Raw genomic sequence first — 15,639 nt, forward strand, 5'->3', positions numbered from 1 at the left:
CTTACCGTGCCCGGATCGCATCGGGGATCTCCAGCCCCACCGACCGCCAGTGCGCCTCGGCGCCGCGGTGCAGGGGGATGGTGATGCCCTGCAGCGCCTGGCGCGGGCGCATGTCGGCGGCAGCGGAATGCACCCGGAGCATGTGCTCGTGCCCCTTGGTGCTGTACGCGGCCGCGACGATGGTCTGCACCAGCGGCGCCGGCACGTCGACGTGGGCCAGCCACAGGAGCGGCACGCCCAGTGCCGGCACCGGTTCGGTCACCCCCGGGTAGCCGCCGGGCGGGAAGACGTACCGCGAGTAGTACGGGTACTGGCGCAGGAAGCCCGCAGCCACCGCCGGGGTGTAGACGTCCAGGATCCGGATGGGCTTCACCGTCGCGGCCTCGATGGTACCCCGGTCGGGGTAGGGGCCCGTGAAGAAGAACGCGTCCACGCGGCCGTCCTGCAGCGCCTGGCTGGCTGCCCCGCCCAGGAGCGGCACGCGCGACAGGCGGTCCCACAGCCCGATGGCGCGGAACGCGCGCTCGGCGGTGGCGAACGTTCCGGAGCCGGGCGTGCCCACCGCGACGCGCTTGCCCGCCAGGTCGGCGGCGGTGCGGATCCCGCTGTCCTGGTAGGTGACCACGTGCGAGGCGCCGACGAAGACCAGGCCCAGCGCCCGCAGGTTGGTGTGCGCCGTGCCGCGGAAGATCTCCAGGCCGTGGTAGGCTTCGTGGGCGTCGGACGCGAACGCCAGGCCCATCTCGGCGTTCTTCGCCTGGAGCCGCCGCACGTTCTCGGTGGAGCCGCCGGTGGCGGCCACCGACACGTCGATCTCGGGCACGGCACCGTTGAGGAAGGTGGCGATGCCCGTGGCGAAGATGCCGAAGACGCCGGCGGGCGGGCCGCCCAGGATCGTCAGGCGCACCTTGGGCGCCGCCAGCAGCGGCCCCGGTGCCGACATCGCCAGCAGCGCGACCGCCAGGCCCAGCAGCACCGCTGGTCTCAGCGCTGCCGCAGGGCGTCCCCCGTGTCTCGACCGCGTGTCCATCCCTGCACCTCCTCGCATGCGCGCTCCACCAGGGCGTGGGTCATCGTGCGGTGCGGGCGCCGACCTCCGGTCACCACGGCATGCCTCCCGCTCCAGCGCATGCCAGCTGCCAACCGGGGTCTGCGAGCGCAGACCTGTCACCACGTCTGGCACCTCGGGCGCCCGGGCTGTCCGTTCCAGGGCGACACCGCCGACGCCCGCATGCTACGCCCCTCGCGCCAGCAGCCGTGCCGCGTTGCCGCCCAGGATCTTCGCCTCCTCCTCGGGCGGCAGGCCCAGCGCTCGCACCGCCTCGGCCGGCTGTTCCACGCCCATGTCGAACGGGTAGTCCGAGCCCAGCACCACCTGCTCCGGGCTCGCGTACGCCACGAGCCCGCGCAACAGGTCGACGTCGTGGGTCACCGTGTCGTAGTAGAACCGCCGCAGCGACGCGTCGACCGGTTCGCGCAGGCGCGCCCGCGCCGGCGCCGTCACCCGGTGTGCGTGCCGCAGGCGGCCGCGCAGCGCGGGCAGGGCCCCGCCGCCGTGGGCCAGCACCACCTTGAGGCGCGGGTGCGCCTCCAGCACGCCCGCCAGCACCATTTGCGCTGCCGCGATCGTCGTCTCCAGCGGGTTGCCCACGGCGTTCCACAGGTAGTAGTCGGCCAGCGCCGGCAGGTCGAACCCGCGGGTGGTGGGGTGGACGAAGACCACCGCCCCGGTGGCCTCGGCGGCGGCCCAGAAGGGCCGAAAGCGGTCGTCGCCCAGGTAGGCGCCGTTGACGCTGGCTGCGACCTCCACGCCGCACAGCCCCGGCAGGCGCAGCACCGTCTCCAGCTCGCGCGCCGCGAGCTCCGGGTCCTGGAGCGGCACAGTGCCCAGGGCGCGGATGCGCGTGGGATGGGCCTCGGCCAGGCGGGCCAGCCCCTCGTTGTAGAGGCGGCTGGTGCGCAGCCCTTCCACAGGCGGCACGTCGTAGCGCAGCAACGACGCCCACGGGCTCAGCACGACGCAGTCCACCCCGGCAGCGTCCTGCGCCGCCAGGATGCCATCTGGGTCCACGAACTCCCGCACCGCCGAGGTGAGCCGACGGCCGCCGTGCTCGATCACCTGGCGGCCCGCGTCCCAGTAGACCCGCGGACGCCAGGCCTCGGCGGGCGCGGCGTCGCGCAGGAGCGCGGGCACGATGACATGGGCGTGGAGGTCGACGATCACGGCCGCGCCCCCGTCGTCACGACGCCAGGACCAGGAGCAGGACCCCCGCAACGGTCGCACCCGCGCCCAGCCACAGGCGCCCGGACACCGCTTCCCCGTGCCGCTCCCCCAGCAGTCGAGAGAGGACCAGCACCAGCGGCACCGAGATCTGGGACAGCGCCAGCACCACGCCCACCGGGGCCAGGTCCAGGGCGATCCACCGGGCCCACTGCGACAGGCCCACCAGGGCGCCCGCCGCCACCTTGACGGCGAACGCCGTCGAGTGCAGCACGGCGCGCACCTCCTCCCGTCGCGCCAGCATGCCCACCGCGTAGGCCACCACGCACGGCACGAGCCCCAGCGTGAGGCCCAGCAGCGGCGAGGGCAACCCGGCCAGGCCGCGGCGCACGAACACCGGGCTGATCGCCCAGCACAGCGAGGCTCCCAGACCGTAGAGCACGCCGGTGCGGCCGGTCCGCGACGCTCGCGTGTCGTGCACCGCTGCGGCCCCCGGTGCCGCCGCGGCCGCAGGGACCGTGGTACCAGGCCCTGTCGGGGGCACGTCTGGTGTCGCCGCCGACGCCTCCGCGGGCTGTTCTCCCGCGATCGCGCACACGCCCGCGACCGTGACGGCGATGCCCGCCAGCGCTGGCGGCGACGGGAGCTCGCGCAGCACAGCGGCGGCGATCGCGGTGGCGAACAGGGGGCTCGTGCTGATCAGCGGGCTCGTCCGCGCCGCGCCGATCCGCTTCTGGCTTGCGTTGAGCAGGGTCCAGCCCACGACGAAGTGCACGAACGCCCCGATCGCGAACTGCACGACCGCCGCCCGCGGAGCGTGCCAGACGCGGCGGACGTCCGTCGTCGCCCAGGCGATGGCGGCCAGCACCGCCGTGCTCACCACCAGCTGGAGGAACGTCGACACGTACACGCTCATCCGGCGCACCGCGATGCGGTTGATGGTCTGGAAGGTGCCGAAGCCAAGTCCCGCCAGCAGTGCCCATAGCGCACCGCTCATCTGGCCGCACGCCGGCAGGGGAGCGAGGGCCCCCGTACGATCCGCGCGCGCGGCCCGCGACGGCTCATGCCTGCGGGTCCACGACGATCTTGCCCGTGGCGCGCCGCGTGGCCAGCGCCAGCAGGCCGTCGTCGACCAGGTCGTCGAGGGCGATGACGCGGTCCAGGACCCGCGCCGCCACGTCGGTGGTGGCCAGCAACCGGATCGCCGCGGGCAGGTCGGTCGGGCAGACGTGGGCGACGGTGGTGAGCAGCGTCACCTCGCGCAGCACGAGGTCGCGCACGTCCATGGGGTGACGGTCGTGGGGCAGCCCCACCTGCAGGAGACGCCCGCCGCGCCGCACCAGGCCTGGCGCCAGGTCCATCGACGCCGGGACGCCCGCGCTCTCGATCACCACGTCGGCGCCGTCGCCGTCGGTGACGTCGTGCACGACCCGGACGGGGTCGTCGGCGCCCAGGTGGACCACCCGGGTTGCCCCCAGGGCCTCTGCGACGCGCAGGCGGTGGGGGTCGACGTCGACGGCCACCAGGGACCGGACGCCCCGGGCGCGCGCGGCGGCCACGATCAGCGACCCGATGCCACCGACCCCCAGCACCACCAGGTGCTCGTGCGGCGCCACACCGCTGCGCGTCACCGCGTGCATCGCCACGGCCAGCGGCTGCGCCAGCGCCGCCGCCTCGTCGCTGCACCCGTCGGGCACGGGCGCGCACGTCTTGGCCGGCACGCGGACGTACGTGGCCAGCCCGCCGTCGGCCTGCAGCCCCAGCGTGTAGTAGCGCGCGCACAGGTTGGGCCGGCCTGCCCGGCACCAGGCGCACGCCTCGCACCACACCCCCGCGCCGCTGGCCACCCGCTGTCCCGGGGAGAGCTCCGCAACGCCAGGTCCGACGGCCACCACCCGCCCCGCGAACTCGTGGCCGAGGATCACCGGCCCCTGGTACCCCGTGACCGGATCGGGGCGACGGACGGGGATCGCATGCGGTCCATGCAGGTACTCCGAGACGTCGGTCCCGCAGATGCCGGCCCGGCTCACTGCCAGGAGCACCTCGCCGGGGCCGGGGGGCGGCGGGTCGGGGCGGTGTTCGATGCGCACGTCGCGGGTCCCGTAGTAGACGGCCGCCTTCATCAGACCCCCAACCTCCTGGCCCGCACGGGCCGGAGCACGCCCATCAACCCCTCCCGCGCGTAGAGGGCGATCAGGATCAGCGCACACCCGAGCACGACCCGGTTGAACTCCACGGGCACGCGCGTGCCGAACAGCGCCACCTTCGTGACCCCGACCCGCAGCAGTTCCGCCAGGAGCATCACCAGCGGGACGCCGAGGATCGGCCCCTGCCACGTCCCCGCGCCGCCCACCATGGTCATCAGCACCACGTCGATGGAGATGTCGAGGCTGAAGGTGCCCGTCGGCTCGATGTACCCGATGCGCTGGGTGTACAGCCCGCCGGCGACGCCTGCCAGCAGCGCCCCCGCCAGCAGCGCGCCGATCTTGATCCGGGTGGTGCGCACACCCAGGATCTCGGCGGCGTCCTCGTCTTCGCGGATGGCCACCAGCGCGTATCCGAATCGCGACCGTTCCACCCTGGCCACGAACCACGTCACGACGAACGCCAGCGCCAGGTAGGTGAAGTAGAACACCTGCTCCACCGTGTGCCGGTCCCAGGGCAACGGCGTGACGTAGATCCCCATGGCGCCGCGGGTCACGGCGGCGTTGTAGGCCAGGGACTGCACCAGGAAGCCCAGGATCATGGTCAGGATGGCGAAGTACGGCCCGCGCACCCGCAGGCTGGGGATGCCCACGGCCGCGGCCCACACGACCGCCGTGAGTCCGGCCAGCGGCGCGGTCGCCAGGGGCGGCCAGCCGTAGCGGTAGGCGAGAATTCCCGTCGTGTACGCGCCTACCCCGAAGAAGACCGCCATGCCCAGGTTCAGGTAGCCGGCGTACCCGCCGAGCAGGTTCCAGGCCTGCGCCAGCACCACGAACAGGAACACGGTGGTCAGGGTGCTGAGCAGCCCCAGCGCCTCGACCGTCGCGCCCACCACCGCCAGCCCTGCGGCCGCGGCGGCTGCCAGCCACGGCGTCGCCCTGTCCACGGCCGCCGCGCGGGGCGTGAGGGAGCGGTGGAGGACCCGTTCGCTCATCGACCTAGACGGTCCGCTCCCGCACCGTGGCCAGCCCCTGGCCCCGCAGCAACAGCGCCGCCGCCAGGAGGCCGTAGACCACGAGGTAGACGTACTGGAAGGGCAGGAGCACACCGCTCAGCGTCTCCACCTCGCCCACCAGGAGCCCGGCCGCCAGGCTGCTCCGTACGCCCCCGAGCCCGCCCACCACGACCACCAGGAACGCCCACGCCAGCCAGCGGACGTGGTCTTGCGGTGCGAAGGGGAAGATCATGGCCAGGGCGACGCCGCCCACCGCGGCGGAGGCGGCGCCCAGCCCCATCACCACCAGGCCGATGCGGCGCGGGTCGACGCCCAGCACCAGCGCCGCATCGGGATTCTGGCCCACCGCGCGGATGGCTTTCCCCAGGAGCGTGCGGCGCAGCAGCGCGTCCAGCAGCAGCACCATGCCCAACGCCAGCGCCGCTGCCACCAGGCGGGACAGCGGCAGCGTCAGCCCGCCCAGCGCGAGCGTGGCCTGGCCGGCGCGCCAGGGGAGGACACGGGTATCGGTGGTCCAGAGCAGGATGGCGGCGCTCTCGAGGACGATCATGAGGCCGAAGAGGACCAGCAACCCGACGGCCTGGGGCGCCGCGGCGACCCGCCGCACGAGCGTGCGGTCCACCGCGGCCCCGACCAGAAAGAAGAGCGGCACCGCCAGCACCATGGCGGCAAGCGGCGAGAGCGCGGCCCGGTGCAGCAGTTCCCAGGCGAAGAACGCGCCCAGGATGACCAGCGTGCTGTGAGCGACGTTGACGATGCCCAGCACTCCGAGCGTCAGGCTCAGACCCACGCCGATCAGGGTGTAGACCAGGCCCAGCAGCAGGCCGTTGACGGCCGCTTGCCCGAGCAGGGCCAGCGTGATCATGCCGCCGCTGGCGCGACGCTGCCCCGGCGGCGCAGTGGCAGGCGTCCGACACGCCTCACCGCATCCTCACCCCACGCCGTAAAAAACCGCCCTGAGCGCGCGGTGGCAGAACGCGTCGGTGCCCACGCGCGGCGGCCGGGACAGCCGCCCGGATCCCTGCTCACCGTGCGGCGCACGAGGCGGCAGCTAAACACGCAACCAGCTCCGCACCACGGTCCCCAGCTTGCCGTCGAACTCGGCGCGTGGGCCTTCCAGCTGGTTGCGACCGAATTCCAGGGTGTACACGTAGTCGGCCAGCGCCACCGCAGCCCGGACGTTCTGATCCACCAGGACGATCGTGCGCCCTTCCTCGCGCAGGCGGGCGACCTCCGCGTAGACCTGGTCGGCGACCACGGGCGCCAGCCCCGCGGAGGGCTCGTCCAGCAGCAGCACCGAGGGGTCGGTGACCATCATGCGCGCGATCTCCACCGTGCGCTGCTGCCCGCCGCTCAGGCTGCCGGCCAGCCGGGTGCGCCACGCCTCCAGCATGGGGTAGCGCGCGTAGACGCGTGCGACCGCTTCCCGGCGGCGGGACGGGGGCAGGCTCCAGGCACCCAGCTCCAGGTTCTCGTGGACGGTCAGGCCGGGGAAGACCGACCGGCCCTGCGGGAGCAGGCCGAGGCCCAGCGTGACCCGCTGGTGCACGGGCACGGTGGTGATGTCGCGGTCCTGCATGACGACCCGTCCGCGCCGCGGGTGCACCAGCCCGTACAGCACCCGCAGAGCCGTCGACTTGCCCGACCCGTTGGGGCCCAGCACCGCCGTCAGGCTGCCCGCACGGGCGACGAGCGTCACGTCGTCGAGCACCACCTGCTCAGGGTAGTAACCAGCCACCACGTGCTCCATGCGCAGCTCCGCCGGCGCCGGCGGGCGCTGGATGCCCGTACGGGTGGCGTCAGGCGCCGGTCGCATGGCCGAGGTACGCCTCGATGACCGCGCGGTCGTTGCGGACGCTGGCCGGGGTGCCGTCGGCGATGATGCGCCCCTGGTGCAGGCAGACGATCCGTTGCGACAGCGCCATCAGCACCGGGATCTCGTGACTCACCACGATGAACGCCACGCCCTCCCGGCGCAGGGCGTCGATCCGCGCCGTCATCACCTGGGTCACCTCGGGGTGGACGCCCGCGAAGGGCTCGTCCATCAGGACCAGGCGGGGTGCCGTCATGAGGGCGCGGGCGAACTCCAGCAGGCGCTGCTGGCCGCCCGAGAGCTGGCTGGCCGGCACGTCCGCGTGGCGGTCCAGGCCGACCGCAGCCAGCAGGTCCAGCGCCCGTGCGCGCGCGGTACCGGGATCCACCGGCTGGTGCAGGAGCGGCACCAGCATGTTCTGCAGCACCGTCAGCGTGCGGAACACGCGGGTGTGCTGGAACGTGCGCATCACGCCCAGCGCCGCCAGCCGGTGCGGGGGCAGGCCCGCCGCGGGCTGTCCGTCGAGCCGCACCGTGCCGCGATCGGGCGCGTGGACGCCGTTGAGGGTGTTCAGCAGCGTGGTCTTCCCCGACCCGTTGGGGCCGATCACGCCCAGCACCGTGCCGGTCGGGAGGTCGAACGAGACCCCGTCCAGCGCCACGATGCCACCGAACGTCTTGGTCAGCGTCCTGACCTCCAGCAACACGGGGCCCCCGCACCTCAGGGCATGGGGATGACGGGTTTGGCCGTCGCCCGCGCGGGCGGCCAGATCACCTGGTTGCGGCCCCCGAGGAACTGGACCAGCACCTGGTTGTAGCTCGGGATGCCGTCCTTGTCGTACTCGATGAGCCCGTGCGCGGTGGCGAACTTGCGGCCCACCACGTAGGCCCGCAGCCTGGCCTGGTCGAGGGTGCCGGCGCCCTTGACCGCCTGCTCGAGCACCTGGAGGATCGTCAACGCTACGGTGGCGTACGCGGGGATCTCGCGGTACCCGAGCTTGGTCTGGAGGAAGGTGTGCAGCACCCCGATCTCCTTGAACTTGTCGGTCTGCGTGGCCATGGTGGTGCCGATGATGCCCTCACCCGCCGGGCCCAGGTCGCGCCAGTAGGGCAGCGTCGTCACCTGCGAGCCACACGCGCAGTAGATGGCGGGCTTGAAGCCCTGCTCGCGTGCGGTGCGCGCCAGCAGCGCCGCCGGGTTGGGCAACGAGAGGGCGAAGAAGAGGTCGACCCCGGCGGCTTTGGCCCGCTGGATCAACCCGCTCACGTCGCTGACCGTCGGCGCGTACTCCTCGTTCAGCACCACGGGGATCCCGCGCTGCCGGGCGAAGTTCAGCACGCCGCCGTACCCCTGGTAGCCGTTCTTCACCACCAGGGTGAAGGGGTTCTGCTCGGTGACCACGCCGATGCGGCGCGGCCGCTGGTCCGGCGGCAGGCTGTCGACCAGCTCGAAGATCCCCCGCGGGTAGTCGGGCTCCTGGTAGGTGTAGGCGCCCACGATCCACCGCGACTTCTTGAACAGCTCGATGCCGACGAACCCGCCGTTCCACAGGACCTTCTGGGCGGACTCCACGATGGGGATGACCGCTCCGCCCACGAGCGTGGTGTAGGGCGCCAGGACGAGGTCGACGTTGTCCTCTTTGAGCAGGCGCTGGTAGAGCGCCTGCGCCACCGCGGGCTTGCCCTCGTCGTCGTAGATGATCAGCCGCACCGGGCGGCCCAGCAGCCCGCCCTCGCGATTCACGCGGTCGGCCCAGTACTCGTAGATCGCCTTGTAGACCGCCGACGGACCGGAGAACGGGCCCGTCAGCCCCAGGCTGCCGCCGATCAGGACCGGTTTCGCCTCGGCCGGCCCGCCCGTGCCGGGCAGCCCGGCGACGGCGACCAGTACGAGCGCGGCCAGGGCCGCCGCCAGCCCGCGGCGTGTTCCGTACGTCATGTGCCGTCACCTCCTGGTCGTGCGCTGCCAGATGCGCGCAGTGCACGTCTCACTGCAGCAACCCCAGCGGTTCCTCGATCAGGTCGGCCAGCGTCTGCAGGAACGCTGCCCCCCGCGCGCCGTCGACGACCCGGTGGTCGCACGACAGCGCGAGCCACACCATCGGCCGGATCGCTGCGCGGGTGCCGGCGGGCACGACGCGCGGCGCGATGCGCCCCACGGCCAGGATGGCGGCCTGGGGCGGGTTGATGATGGCCGTGAAGGCGTCGATGCCGTACATGCCCAGGTTGCTGATGGTGAAGGTGCCGCCGGCTAGGTCCTCGGGGCGCAGCCGGCCGGCCCGCGCCCGCTCCACCAGCGTCGCGCGACGCCGGGCGATCTCGTCCAGCGGCAGCCGGTCGGCGCCGGCGATCACCGGCACCACCAGCCCGTCGTCCGTGGCCACCGCGATGCCCACGTTGATCGCCTCGCCGTCGACGATCGTGCCCTGGTGCCACCGCGCGTACACCCGTGGGTGCTCGCGCAGCGCCATCGCCACCAGCTTCACCAGCAGGTCGGTGTAGGTCAGGTCGACCCCAAGCCGCGCCGCGGCCTTCTCCCGCCAGGTCACGAGCCGTCCGGCGTGCACCTCGCGCAGCAGGAAGAAATGGGGCACCGACGTCCAGCTCTGCGTCGTGCGCTCGGCCATCAGCCGCCAGACGGTCGGCAGGGCGGCAGCCGCGGCCGGCGCTGCCGCCGGCGCCGGGCCGGCTGCGGGCGCGGCACCCGGTCCCACCAGGAGCGCCGGGCCGGCTGCGGACGCGGCACTCGGCCCTGCCACGGGCGCCGGACCCGCCACCGGCGCGGCCGCACCCGCACCCGTCCGCACGGCCGCCAGCACGTCGGCAGCGAGCACCGCACCTCCCGGGCCGGAGCCGGACCCGGCCAGCGTCCGCAGGTCGACCCCGTGTTCGGCCGCCAGCCGCCGCGCTTTGGGTGAGGCGGCCACACGACCGCCCCGTGCGGCAGACGCCGGGGCCGATCCAGGTGCCGGGGGCAGCGCGGCTGCAGGCGACGCAGAGGCCGCAGACGCAGCTTCAGCCGGCACCACGCTCGCTGGCGCCTGCGCGGGTGCTGGCGGCGACGGTGCCACCGTCGCTGGCGCGGCTGGGGCGGCCCCAGCCTCGACGATGGACGGCCCCACCTGCTCCGCTTGGCCCCGGGCCTCCGCCGGCGCCAGGATCCGCGCGATGACCCGGCCCACCGGCACCTCGTCGCCCTCGGCCGCCGACACCTCGGCCAGCACCCCCGAGGCCGGCGCCTCCAGCTCGACGGTGGCCTTGTCGGTCTCGATCTCCAGCAGCGGCTCGCCCTCGCGGACGCTGTCGCCCTCGCGCTTGAGCCAGCGCAGCACCTTGCCCGTTTCCTGGGCCATGCCCAGGGCCGGCATGATGACGTCGGTCGGCACGCGCGCCTCCTACCGCGCCGGCGCCTGGCTGCCTTCGACCGCGGCGCCGGCCATCACGGCCTCCAGCGGGCTCGTCGCCCGGTTCTTGTGCGACTCGGTCTCCCGGGTGGTCTCCAGCGGGCCCGTGGCCGTGTAGTAGCGGCGCCCGGCCACCATGAGCTTCTCGGCCGGGAAGCGGGTGATGACCTCGCAGCCGTCCTTCGTCACCACCAGCTGTTCCTCGATGCGCGCCGCCGACCACCCATCGGCCGCGGGCCAGAACGTCTCCAGGGCGAACACCATGTTCTCCTCGATGACCTCGGGGGCGTCGAACGACACCAGCCGGCTGAAGATCGGCTTCTCCCAGATCGAGAGGCCGACGCCGTGGCCGTACTGCAGCGCGAACGCCGCTTCCTCGTTGGGGAAGCCGAACTCCTGTGCCTTGGGCCACACCCGCACCACGTCGGCCGTGGTGGCGCCGGGACGGATCAGGGCGATGGCCGCGTCCAGGTAGTCGCGGCACCGCTTGTAGGCGTCCACCTGCGCCTGGCTCGCGCTGCCGATGACGAAGGTGCGGTAGTAGCACGTGCGGTACCCCAGGAAGGCGTGCAGGATGTCGAAGTAGACCGGGTCGCCCGGCCGCAGCACCCGGTCGGTGTAGACGTGCGGGTGCGGGCTGCAGCGCTCGCCCGAGATGGCGTTGACGCCCTCCACGTGCTCGGAGCCCAGCTCGTAGAGCACCTTGTTCACCAGCGCCACGCACTCGTTCTCCCGCATACCGGGCCGCATCGCCTCGTAGAGCGCCTCGTAGGCCGCATCCACCATCATGCAGGCCGTGGTCAGCAGGACGATCTCGTCCTGGGTCTTGATCTTGCGGACCTCCTGCATCAGCGCCTGGCCGTCCACCACCGTGAGGCCCTCGGCCCGCAGGGCCTCCAGGACCGGCACCTCCACCACGTCCACGCCCAGGGGCTCGCGGTGCAGGTTGCGGGCCTCGAGCTCGACGCGGATCTTGCGGGCGACGTCCCGCGCCTGTCCCGGGTAGGCGCCGCGCAGGGTCGAGATGCCGGCCCGCGACCGCTCGCCCAGCCACGGGCAGTAGAGCTGGTGGTGGCGCGCCGCCGAGCCGAAGTCCCACAGGATCGGCTCGTCGTCCTGGGGCAGCAGCGCAAAGCGCACCAGCTTGTCCATGGCCCAGGTGCCGATGTGGGTGGCGGTGATGTACCGGATGTTGTTCATGTCGAAGCACAGCAGCGCGCCCAGCTCCGAGGCCTTCAGGAACCGCTTGGCGCGGGCCAGCCGCTCGCGGCGGAGCCGCTCCATGTCGACCCGCTGCTCCCAGTCCACGTGCATGAGGCCGAACGTCTTGAGTCCCATCGTCCTCCCTCCCGTCGCGCAGGCGGTCTCAGCGCGTGCCGCAGAGTTCCCGCGCCACGGCCGCGACCCGCTCGGCCGTCGGCACGGTCAGGTCCTCCAGCACCGGCGAGAACGGCACCGGCACGTGCATGGCGCCGAGCCGCCGCACCGGCGCGTCGAGGTCGTAGAAGGCGCCCTCGGCGATCACCGCGGCGAGCTCCCCGGTGACCCCGTACTTCTCGTAGCCCTCGTCCACCACGATGACGCGGCCGGTCTTGCGGGCCGACGCCACCAGGGTCTCCACGTCCAGGGGCACGGTGGTCCGCGGGTCCACCACCTCGGCCTCGATCCCCTCGCCGGCCAGCAGCTCGGCGGCGGCCAGTGCCACGTGCACCATGCTGCTGGTGGCCACGATGGTCACGTCGCGCCCCGCGCGTTTCACGTCGGCGACGCCCAGGGGGATCACGTAGTCGTCCGCCGGCACCGGCCCCTTGAGCTGGTAGGTCATCTTGTCCTCGAAGACGATCACCGGGTTGTCGTCGCGGATGGCGGCTTTCAGCAGGCCCTTGGCGTCGTAGGGCGTGGAGGGCAGGGCCACCTTCAGGCCGGGGACGTGGCAGAGCCAGGCGTGCAGGCTCTGGCTGTGCTGGGCGGCCGAGCGGCGCGTGGCGCCCAGCGTCGTGCGGACGACCATGGGGACCCTGAGCTTGCCGCCCGACATGTAGTGGACCTTGGCGGCCTGGTTGACGATCTGGTCCATGGCCAGCGTGATGAAGTCGCCGAACATGATGTCCACCACGGGCCGCATGCCGGTCATGGCGGCGCCGACGGCGATGCCCGTGAATCCCGCCTCGGAGATGGGCGTGTCGATGACGCGGTCGCGGCCGAACTCCTCGACCAGGCCCGTCAGCACCTTGAAGGGGTGGCCCGCTTCGGCCACGTCCTCGCCGATGATGAACACCCGCGGGTCGCGGCGCATCTCCTCGGCCAACGCCTCGCGCACCGCCTGCGCGAAGGTGAGCTCCCGGACCTCCGGGGCAGTGGCGGGCTGGACCTGCGCGCTAGGCATAGACATGCTGGTCCACCTCGCTCGCGTCGGGATAGGGGGCGTCCAGCGCGAAGGCCAGGCCACGGGCGATCTCCTCCCGCACCTTGGCGTCGAGCTGCGCCAGCAGGGCGGCGTCGGCGATGCCGTGGGCCGTCATCCACCGGGCCAGCAGCGTCAGCGGGTCACGCTCGGTCATCCACCACTGTTCCTCCTCGCGCGTGCGGTAGGCCCGGTTGACGTCGCCCACGTGGTGACCGCGGTACCGGTAGGTGTGGCAGAGCAGGAACGACGGCCCCTCGCCGGCCCGCGCCCGCGCCACCGCCGCGCGCGCCGCGCGCAGCACGGCGCGGACGTCCTGGCCGTCCACCTCCGTGCAGGGAATCCCAAACGCTTCGGGCCGCGCCGTCATGGAGCCGGCGGTCGTCTCGCTGGCCGGCGTGTACTCGTTGTAGAGGTTGTTCTCGCACACGTAGACGACCGGCAGGCGCCACAGCGATGCCATGTTCATCGCCTCGTAGAGCAGGCCCTGGCCCAGCGCGCCCTCCCCGAAGAAGCACACCGCCACCTGGTCCGTCCCGCGCATCCTGGCCGACAGTGCCGCGCCGGCGGCGATGCCGGCCGAGCCCCCCACGATGGCGTTGGCGCCCAGGTTGCCCACCTCGGGGTCGGCGATGTGCATCGACCCGCCCTTGCCTCGACAGTAGCCCGCGGCCTTCCCCAGCAGCTCGGCGAACATGCGGTCCACCGATGCGCCCTTGGCCAGGCAGTGGCCGTGGCCGCGGTGGGTGCTGGTGATGTAGTCGTCGCGCCGCAGCGCGGCGCACACCCCCACGGCCACCGCCTCCTCGCCGATGTAGAGGTGGGCGAGTCCGGGCATGCGGGCGCTGGTGTACAGCTCGTTGACCTGTTCTTCGAACCGCCGGATGGTCAGCATCTGCCGGTACAGGGCCCGCCACTGCTCGGGCCGGACGTCGGCCAGCTCGTCGCGGGGCGAGATCTCGGTCGCTCGCGTCATGGGTGCCCTCCCCCACCGGCCATGTCGGCCAGCACGTTGAACAGCGCCGCGAAGTCGCGATGGCCGTAGCCCATGGCGCGTGCCGCGCTCAGGAACTCGTTGGTCAGGGCGGTGGTGGGCAGCGGCACGCCCGCCTGGCGGCCCAGCTCCAGCGCCAGCAGCAGGTCCTTCTGCATCATGCGGCAGTCGAACCAGGCCTCCGGCGGCGGGGCCAGCACCAGCGGGCCCCGGTAGACCAGCATCGGCGAGGCGGCGACGCTGCGCAGCAGCACCTCCACGGCCGTCGCGCGCGGGATCCCGTTCTTCTCGGCCAGCAGCACGCCCTCTGAGAACGCCAGCATCTGCACGGCTAGGCTCAGGTTGGTGGCGATCTTCATGGTGACGGCCAGCCCCTGGGCGCCCACGTAGGTCACCGTCGGCCCGATCGCTTCCAGGACCGGCCGCACCCGCTCCAGGACCTCGCGGTCCCCGCCCACCATGATGGAGAGCCGGCCTTCCTCCAGCGTGGTCACGCTGCCCGAGACCGGGGCGTCGAGCATGTGCGCCCCGCGCGCCGCGACCTCGGCGGCCAGGGCCCGGCTCTCCGCGGGGCTCACGGTGCTCATGTCGATGTACACCGTGCCGGGGCGCAGGCCCGCCAGGATGCCGTCGGGCCCGCGGGTCACCGCGCGCAGGGCGTCGGTGTCCGCCATCATGGTGATGACCACGTCGGCCGCCTCGGCCACCGCCCGCGGCGAGTCGGCCCAGCGCATGCCCAGGTCCACCAGCCACTGCGCCTTGGCCCGGGTGCGGTTGTAGCCGACCACCGGGTACCCGGCGTCCAGCAGCCGCTTGGCCATGCGGCTGCCCATCACGCCCAGTCCGACGAACCCGACCTGCGTCATGCCTCACCCTGCCCCAGCAACACGCTGCGGATGTCCCGCTCGACCCGGCCCAGGTGCTCGCGCATCCGACGGCGGGCGGCCTCCGCGTCGCCGGCGCTGATCGCCGCCACGATCTGCCGGTGCTGCTGGATCGACCGCTGCGGGCTGCCGGGAATGTGGTAGACCTGCGCCAGCGCCCGGTGCAGGGTGTCGCGGATCGCGTGCATCATGCGAAGCGCCAGGCGGTTGCGGGTGGCCGTGGCCACGGCCAGGTGGAACCGCAGGTCGGCGCCGATGTACTGGTCCTGGGCGCCCAGCCCGGCCTCCATGTCGGCGATGGCGGCCGCCATCTGCCGGAGGTCGTCGTCGCTCCGGCGCAGCGCGGCCAGCCCCGCCGCTTCCACCTCGAGGATCTTGCGGACCTCGTAGACCTCCAGCAGGGTAGCCTCCTCGAGCTCGAGGAGGAGGTGGAGGGAGTGGCGCAGCGGGTTGCCGTAGTCGGCCACCTGGAACGTACCGTTGGCCGACGCCCGGATGAGGCCGCGCGACTCCAGCATGCGCAGGGCCTCGCGCACCGAGGAGCGCCCGACCCGGTACCGCTGCATCAGCTCGCGCTCGGTGGGCAGCGGGTCGCCCGGGCGCAGCCCGCGGTCGCCGATCAGCTCCTCCAGCCGCTCGGCCACCAGCTCGTAGACCTTGCGGCGTTCGATGGGCGCGGTCGCGATGTCGATGTGTGGCAAGCTGCTACCTCCTGGATGTCGGACCAGCTGATCGTCTGACACGAGCCCTCAGGAGACTT

At 73.0% G+C, this 15,639-nt stretch carries 15 protein-coding genes; all 15 read right to left on the reverse strand.

Features of this window, described 5'->3' with window-relative positions; genetic code table 11:
• Position 1 precedes the first annotated feature (1 nt).
• The gene (locus QN157_06510; GenBank protein ID MDR7555247.1) at positions 2-1,030 is read right to left on the reverse strand and encodes a TAXI family TRAP transporter solute-binding subunit; all 1,029 of its coding nucleotides are present in this window, start codon (positions 1,028-1,030) and stop codon (positions 2-4) included.
• Between the two features lie 204 nt (positions 1,031-1,234).
• Complete coding sequence (locus tag QN157_06515) at positions 1,235-2,224, reverse strand: amidohydrolase family protein (protein MDR7555248.1); 990 nt, start codon at positions 2,222-2,224, stop codon at positions 1,235-1,237.
• Positions 2,225-2,240: 16 nt separating this feature from the next.
• Positions 2,241-3,218 carry a DMT family transporter gene (locus QN157_06520; GenBank protein ID MDR7555249.1) on the reverse strand — a complete coding sequence of 326 codons (978 nt, stop codon included), beginning with the start codon at positions 3,216-3,218 and terminating at the stop codon, positions 2,241-2,243.
• A 64-nt stretch (positions 3,219-3,282) separates the two neighbouring features.
• Positions 3,283-4,344 carry an alcohol dehydrogenase catalytic domain-containing protein gene (locus QN157_06525; protein ID MDR7555250.1) on the reverse strand — a complete coding sequence of 354 codons (1,062 nt, stop codon included), beginning with the start codon at positions 4,342-4,344 and terminating at the stop codon, positions 3,283-3,285.
• Positions 4,344-5,360 (reverse strand): branched-chain amino acid ABC transporter permease, encoded by a 1,017-nt coding sequence (locus QN157_06530; GenBank protein ID MDR7555251.1) that lies wholly within the window; start codon positions 5,358-5,360, stop codon positions 4,344-4,346. The genes QN157_06525 and QN157_06530 overlap by 1 nt, the downstream gene beginning before the upstream one ends.
• Positions 5,361-5,364: 4 nt before the next feature.
• Entirely contained in the window at positions 5,365-6,246 is an 882-nt protein-coding gene (locus QN157_06535) for a branched-chain amino acid ABC transporter permease (protein MDR7555252.1), read from the reverse strand.
• A 186-nt stretch (positions 6,247-6,432) separates the two neighbouring features.
• Complete coding sequence (locus QN157_06540) at positions 6,433-7,197, reverse strand: ABC transporter ATP-binding protein (GenBank protein ID MDR7555253.1); 765 nt, start codon at positions 7,195-7,197, stop codon at positions 6,433-6,435.
• Complete coding sequence (locus QN157_06545; GenBank protein MDR7555254.1) at positions 7,181-7,900, reverse strand: ABC transporter ATP-binding protein; 720 nt, start codon at positions 7,898-7,900, stop codon at positions 7,181-7,183. Before QN157_06545 ends, QN157_06540 begins: the two co-directional genes overlap by 17 nt.
• A 14-nt stretch (positions 7,901-7,914) precedes the next feature.
• Positions 7,915-9,132: an amino acid ABC transporter substrate-binding protein gene (locus QN157_06550; GenBank protein ID MDR7555255.1), complete on the reverse strand. Its 1,218-nt coding sequence runs from the start codon at positions 9,130-9,132 to the stop codon at positions 7,915-7,917.
• A 49-nt stretch (positions 9,133-9,181) separates the two neighbouring features.
• Positions 9,182-10,579, reverse strand: coding sequence for a dihydrolipoamide acetyltransferase family protein (locus QN157_06555; protein ID MDR7555256.1), 1,398 nt, complete (start codon positions 10,577-10,579; stop codon positions 9,182-9,184).
• Between the two features lie 9 nt (positions 10,580-10,588).
• Complete coding sequence (locus QN157_06560) at positions 10,589-11,935, reverse strand: Xaa-Pro peptidase family protein (GenBank protein ID MDR7555257.1); 1,347 nt, start codon at positions 11,933-11,935, stop codon at positions 10,589-10,591.
• A gap of 28 nt (positions 11,936-11,963) precedes the next feature.
• Positions 11,964-12,983: an alpha-ketoacid dehydrogenase subunit beta gene (locus QN157_06565; GenBank protein ID MDR7555258.1), complete on the reverse strand. Its 1,020-nt coding sequence runs from the start codon at positions 12,981-12,983 to the stop codon at positions 11,964-11,966.
• Positions 12,976-13,977 carry a thiamine pyrophosphate-dependent dehydrogenase E1 component subunit alpha gene (locus QN157_06570; GenBank protein ID MDR7555259.1) on the reverse strand — a complete coding sequence of 334 codons (1,002 nt, stop codon included), beginning with the start codon at positions 13,975-13,977 and terminating at the stop codon, positions 12,976-12,978. Before QN157_06570 ends, QN157_06565 begins: the two co-directional genes overlap by 8 nt.
• Positions 13,974-14,861, reverse strand: a complete 888-nt coding sequence (locus QN157_06575) for an NAD(P)-dependent oxidoreductase (protein ID MDR7555260.1) — start codon at positions 14,859-14,861, stop codon at positions 13,974-13,976. Before QN157_06575 ends, QN157_06570 begins: the two co-directional genes overlap by 4 nt.
• Positions 14,858-15,580 carry a FadR/GntR family transcriptional regulator gene (locus QN157_06580; protein MDR7555261.1) on the reverse strand — a complete coding sequence of 241 codons (723 nt, stop codon included), beginning with the start codon at positions 15,578-15,580 and terminating at the stop codon, positions 14,858-14,860. The genes QN157_06575 and QN157_06580 overlap by 4 nt, the downstream gene beginning before the upstream one ends.
• Positions 15,581-15,639 lie beyond the last annotated feature (59 nt).

It is taken from the genome of Armatimonadota bacterium (genome assembly GCA_031459855.1).
GTDB lineage: Bacteria > Sysuimicrobiota > Sysuimicrobiia > Sysuimicrobiales > Humicultoraceae > Fervidifonticultor > Fervidifonticultor primus.

What these genes read in the sequence shown, in the direction of transcription:
- QN157_06535 (MDR7555252.1), bottom strand. Translation starts at nt 6,246, where the DNA reads ATGATCACGCTGGCCCTGCTCGGGCAAGCGGCCGTCAACGGCCTGCTG.
- QN157_06530 (MDR7555251.1), bottom strand. Translation starts at nt 5,360, where the DNA reads ATGAGCGAACGGGTCCTCCACCGCTCCCTCACGCCCCGCGCGGCGGCC.
- QN157_06560 (MDR7555257.1), bottom strand. Translation starts at nt 11,935, where the DNA reads ATGGGACTCAAGACGTTCGGCCTCATGCACGTGGACTGGGAGCAGCGG.
- QN157_06570 (MDR7555259.1), bottom strand. Translation starts at nt 13,977, where the DNA reads ATGACGCGAGCGACCGAGATCTCGCCCCGCGACGAGCTGGCCGACGTC.
- QN157_06510 (MDR7555247.1), bottom strand. Translation starts at nt 1,030, where the DNA reads ATGGACACGCGGTCGAGACACGGGGGACGCCCTGCGGCAGCGCTGAGA.
- QN157_06520 (MDR7555249.1), bottom strand. Translation starts at nt 3,218, where the DNA reads ATGAGCGGTGCGCTATGGGCACTGCTGGCGGGACTTGGCTTCGGCACC.
- QN157_06575 (MDR7555260.1), bottom strand. Translation starts at nt 14,861, where the DNA reads ATGACGCAGGTCGGGTTCGTCGGACTGGGCGTGATGGGCAGCCGCATG.
- QN157_06565 (MDR7555258.1), bottom strand. Translation starts at nt 12,983, where the DNA reads ATGCCTAGCGCGCAGGTCCAGCCCGCCACTGCCCCGGAGGTCCGGGAG.
- QN157_06540 (MDR7555253.1), bottom strand. Translation starts at nt 7,197, where the DNA reads ATGCGACCGGCGCCTGACGCCACCCGTACGGGCATCCAGCGCCCGCCG.
- QN157_06550 (MDR7555255.1), bottom strand. Translation starts at nt 9,132, where the DNA reads ATGACGTACGGAACACGCCGCGGGCTGGCGGCGGCCCTGGCCGCGCTC.
- QN157_06525 (MDR7555250.1), bottom strand. Translation starts at nt 4,344, where the DNA reads ATGAAGGCGGCCGTCTACTACGGGACCCGCGACGTGCGCATCGAACAC.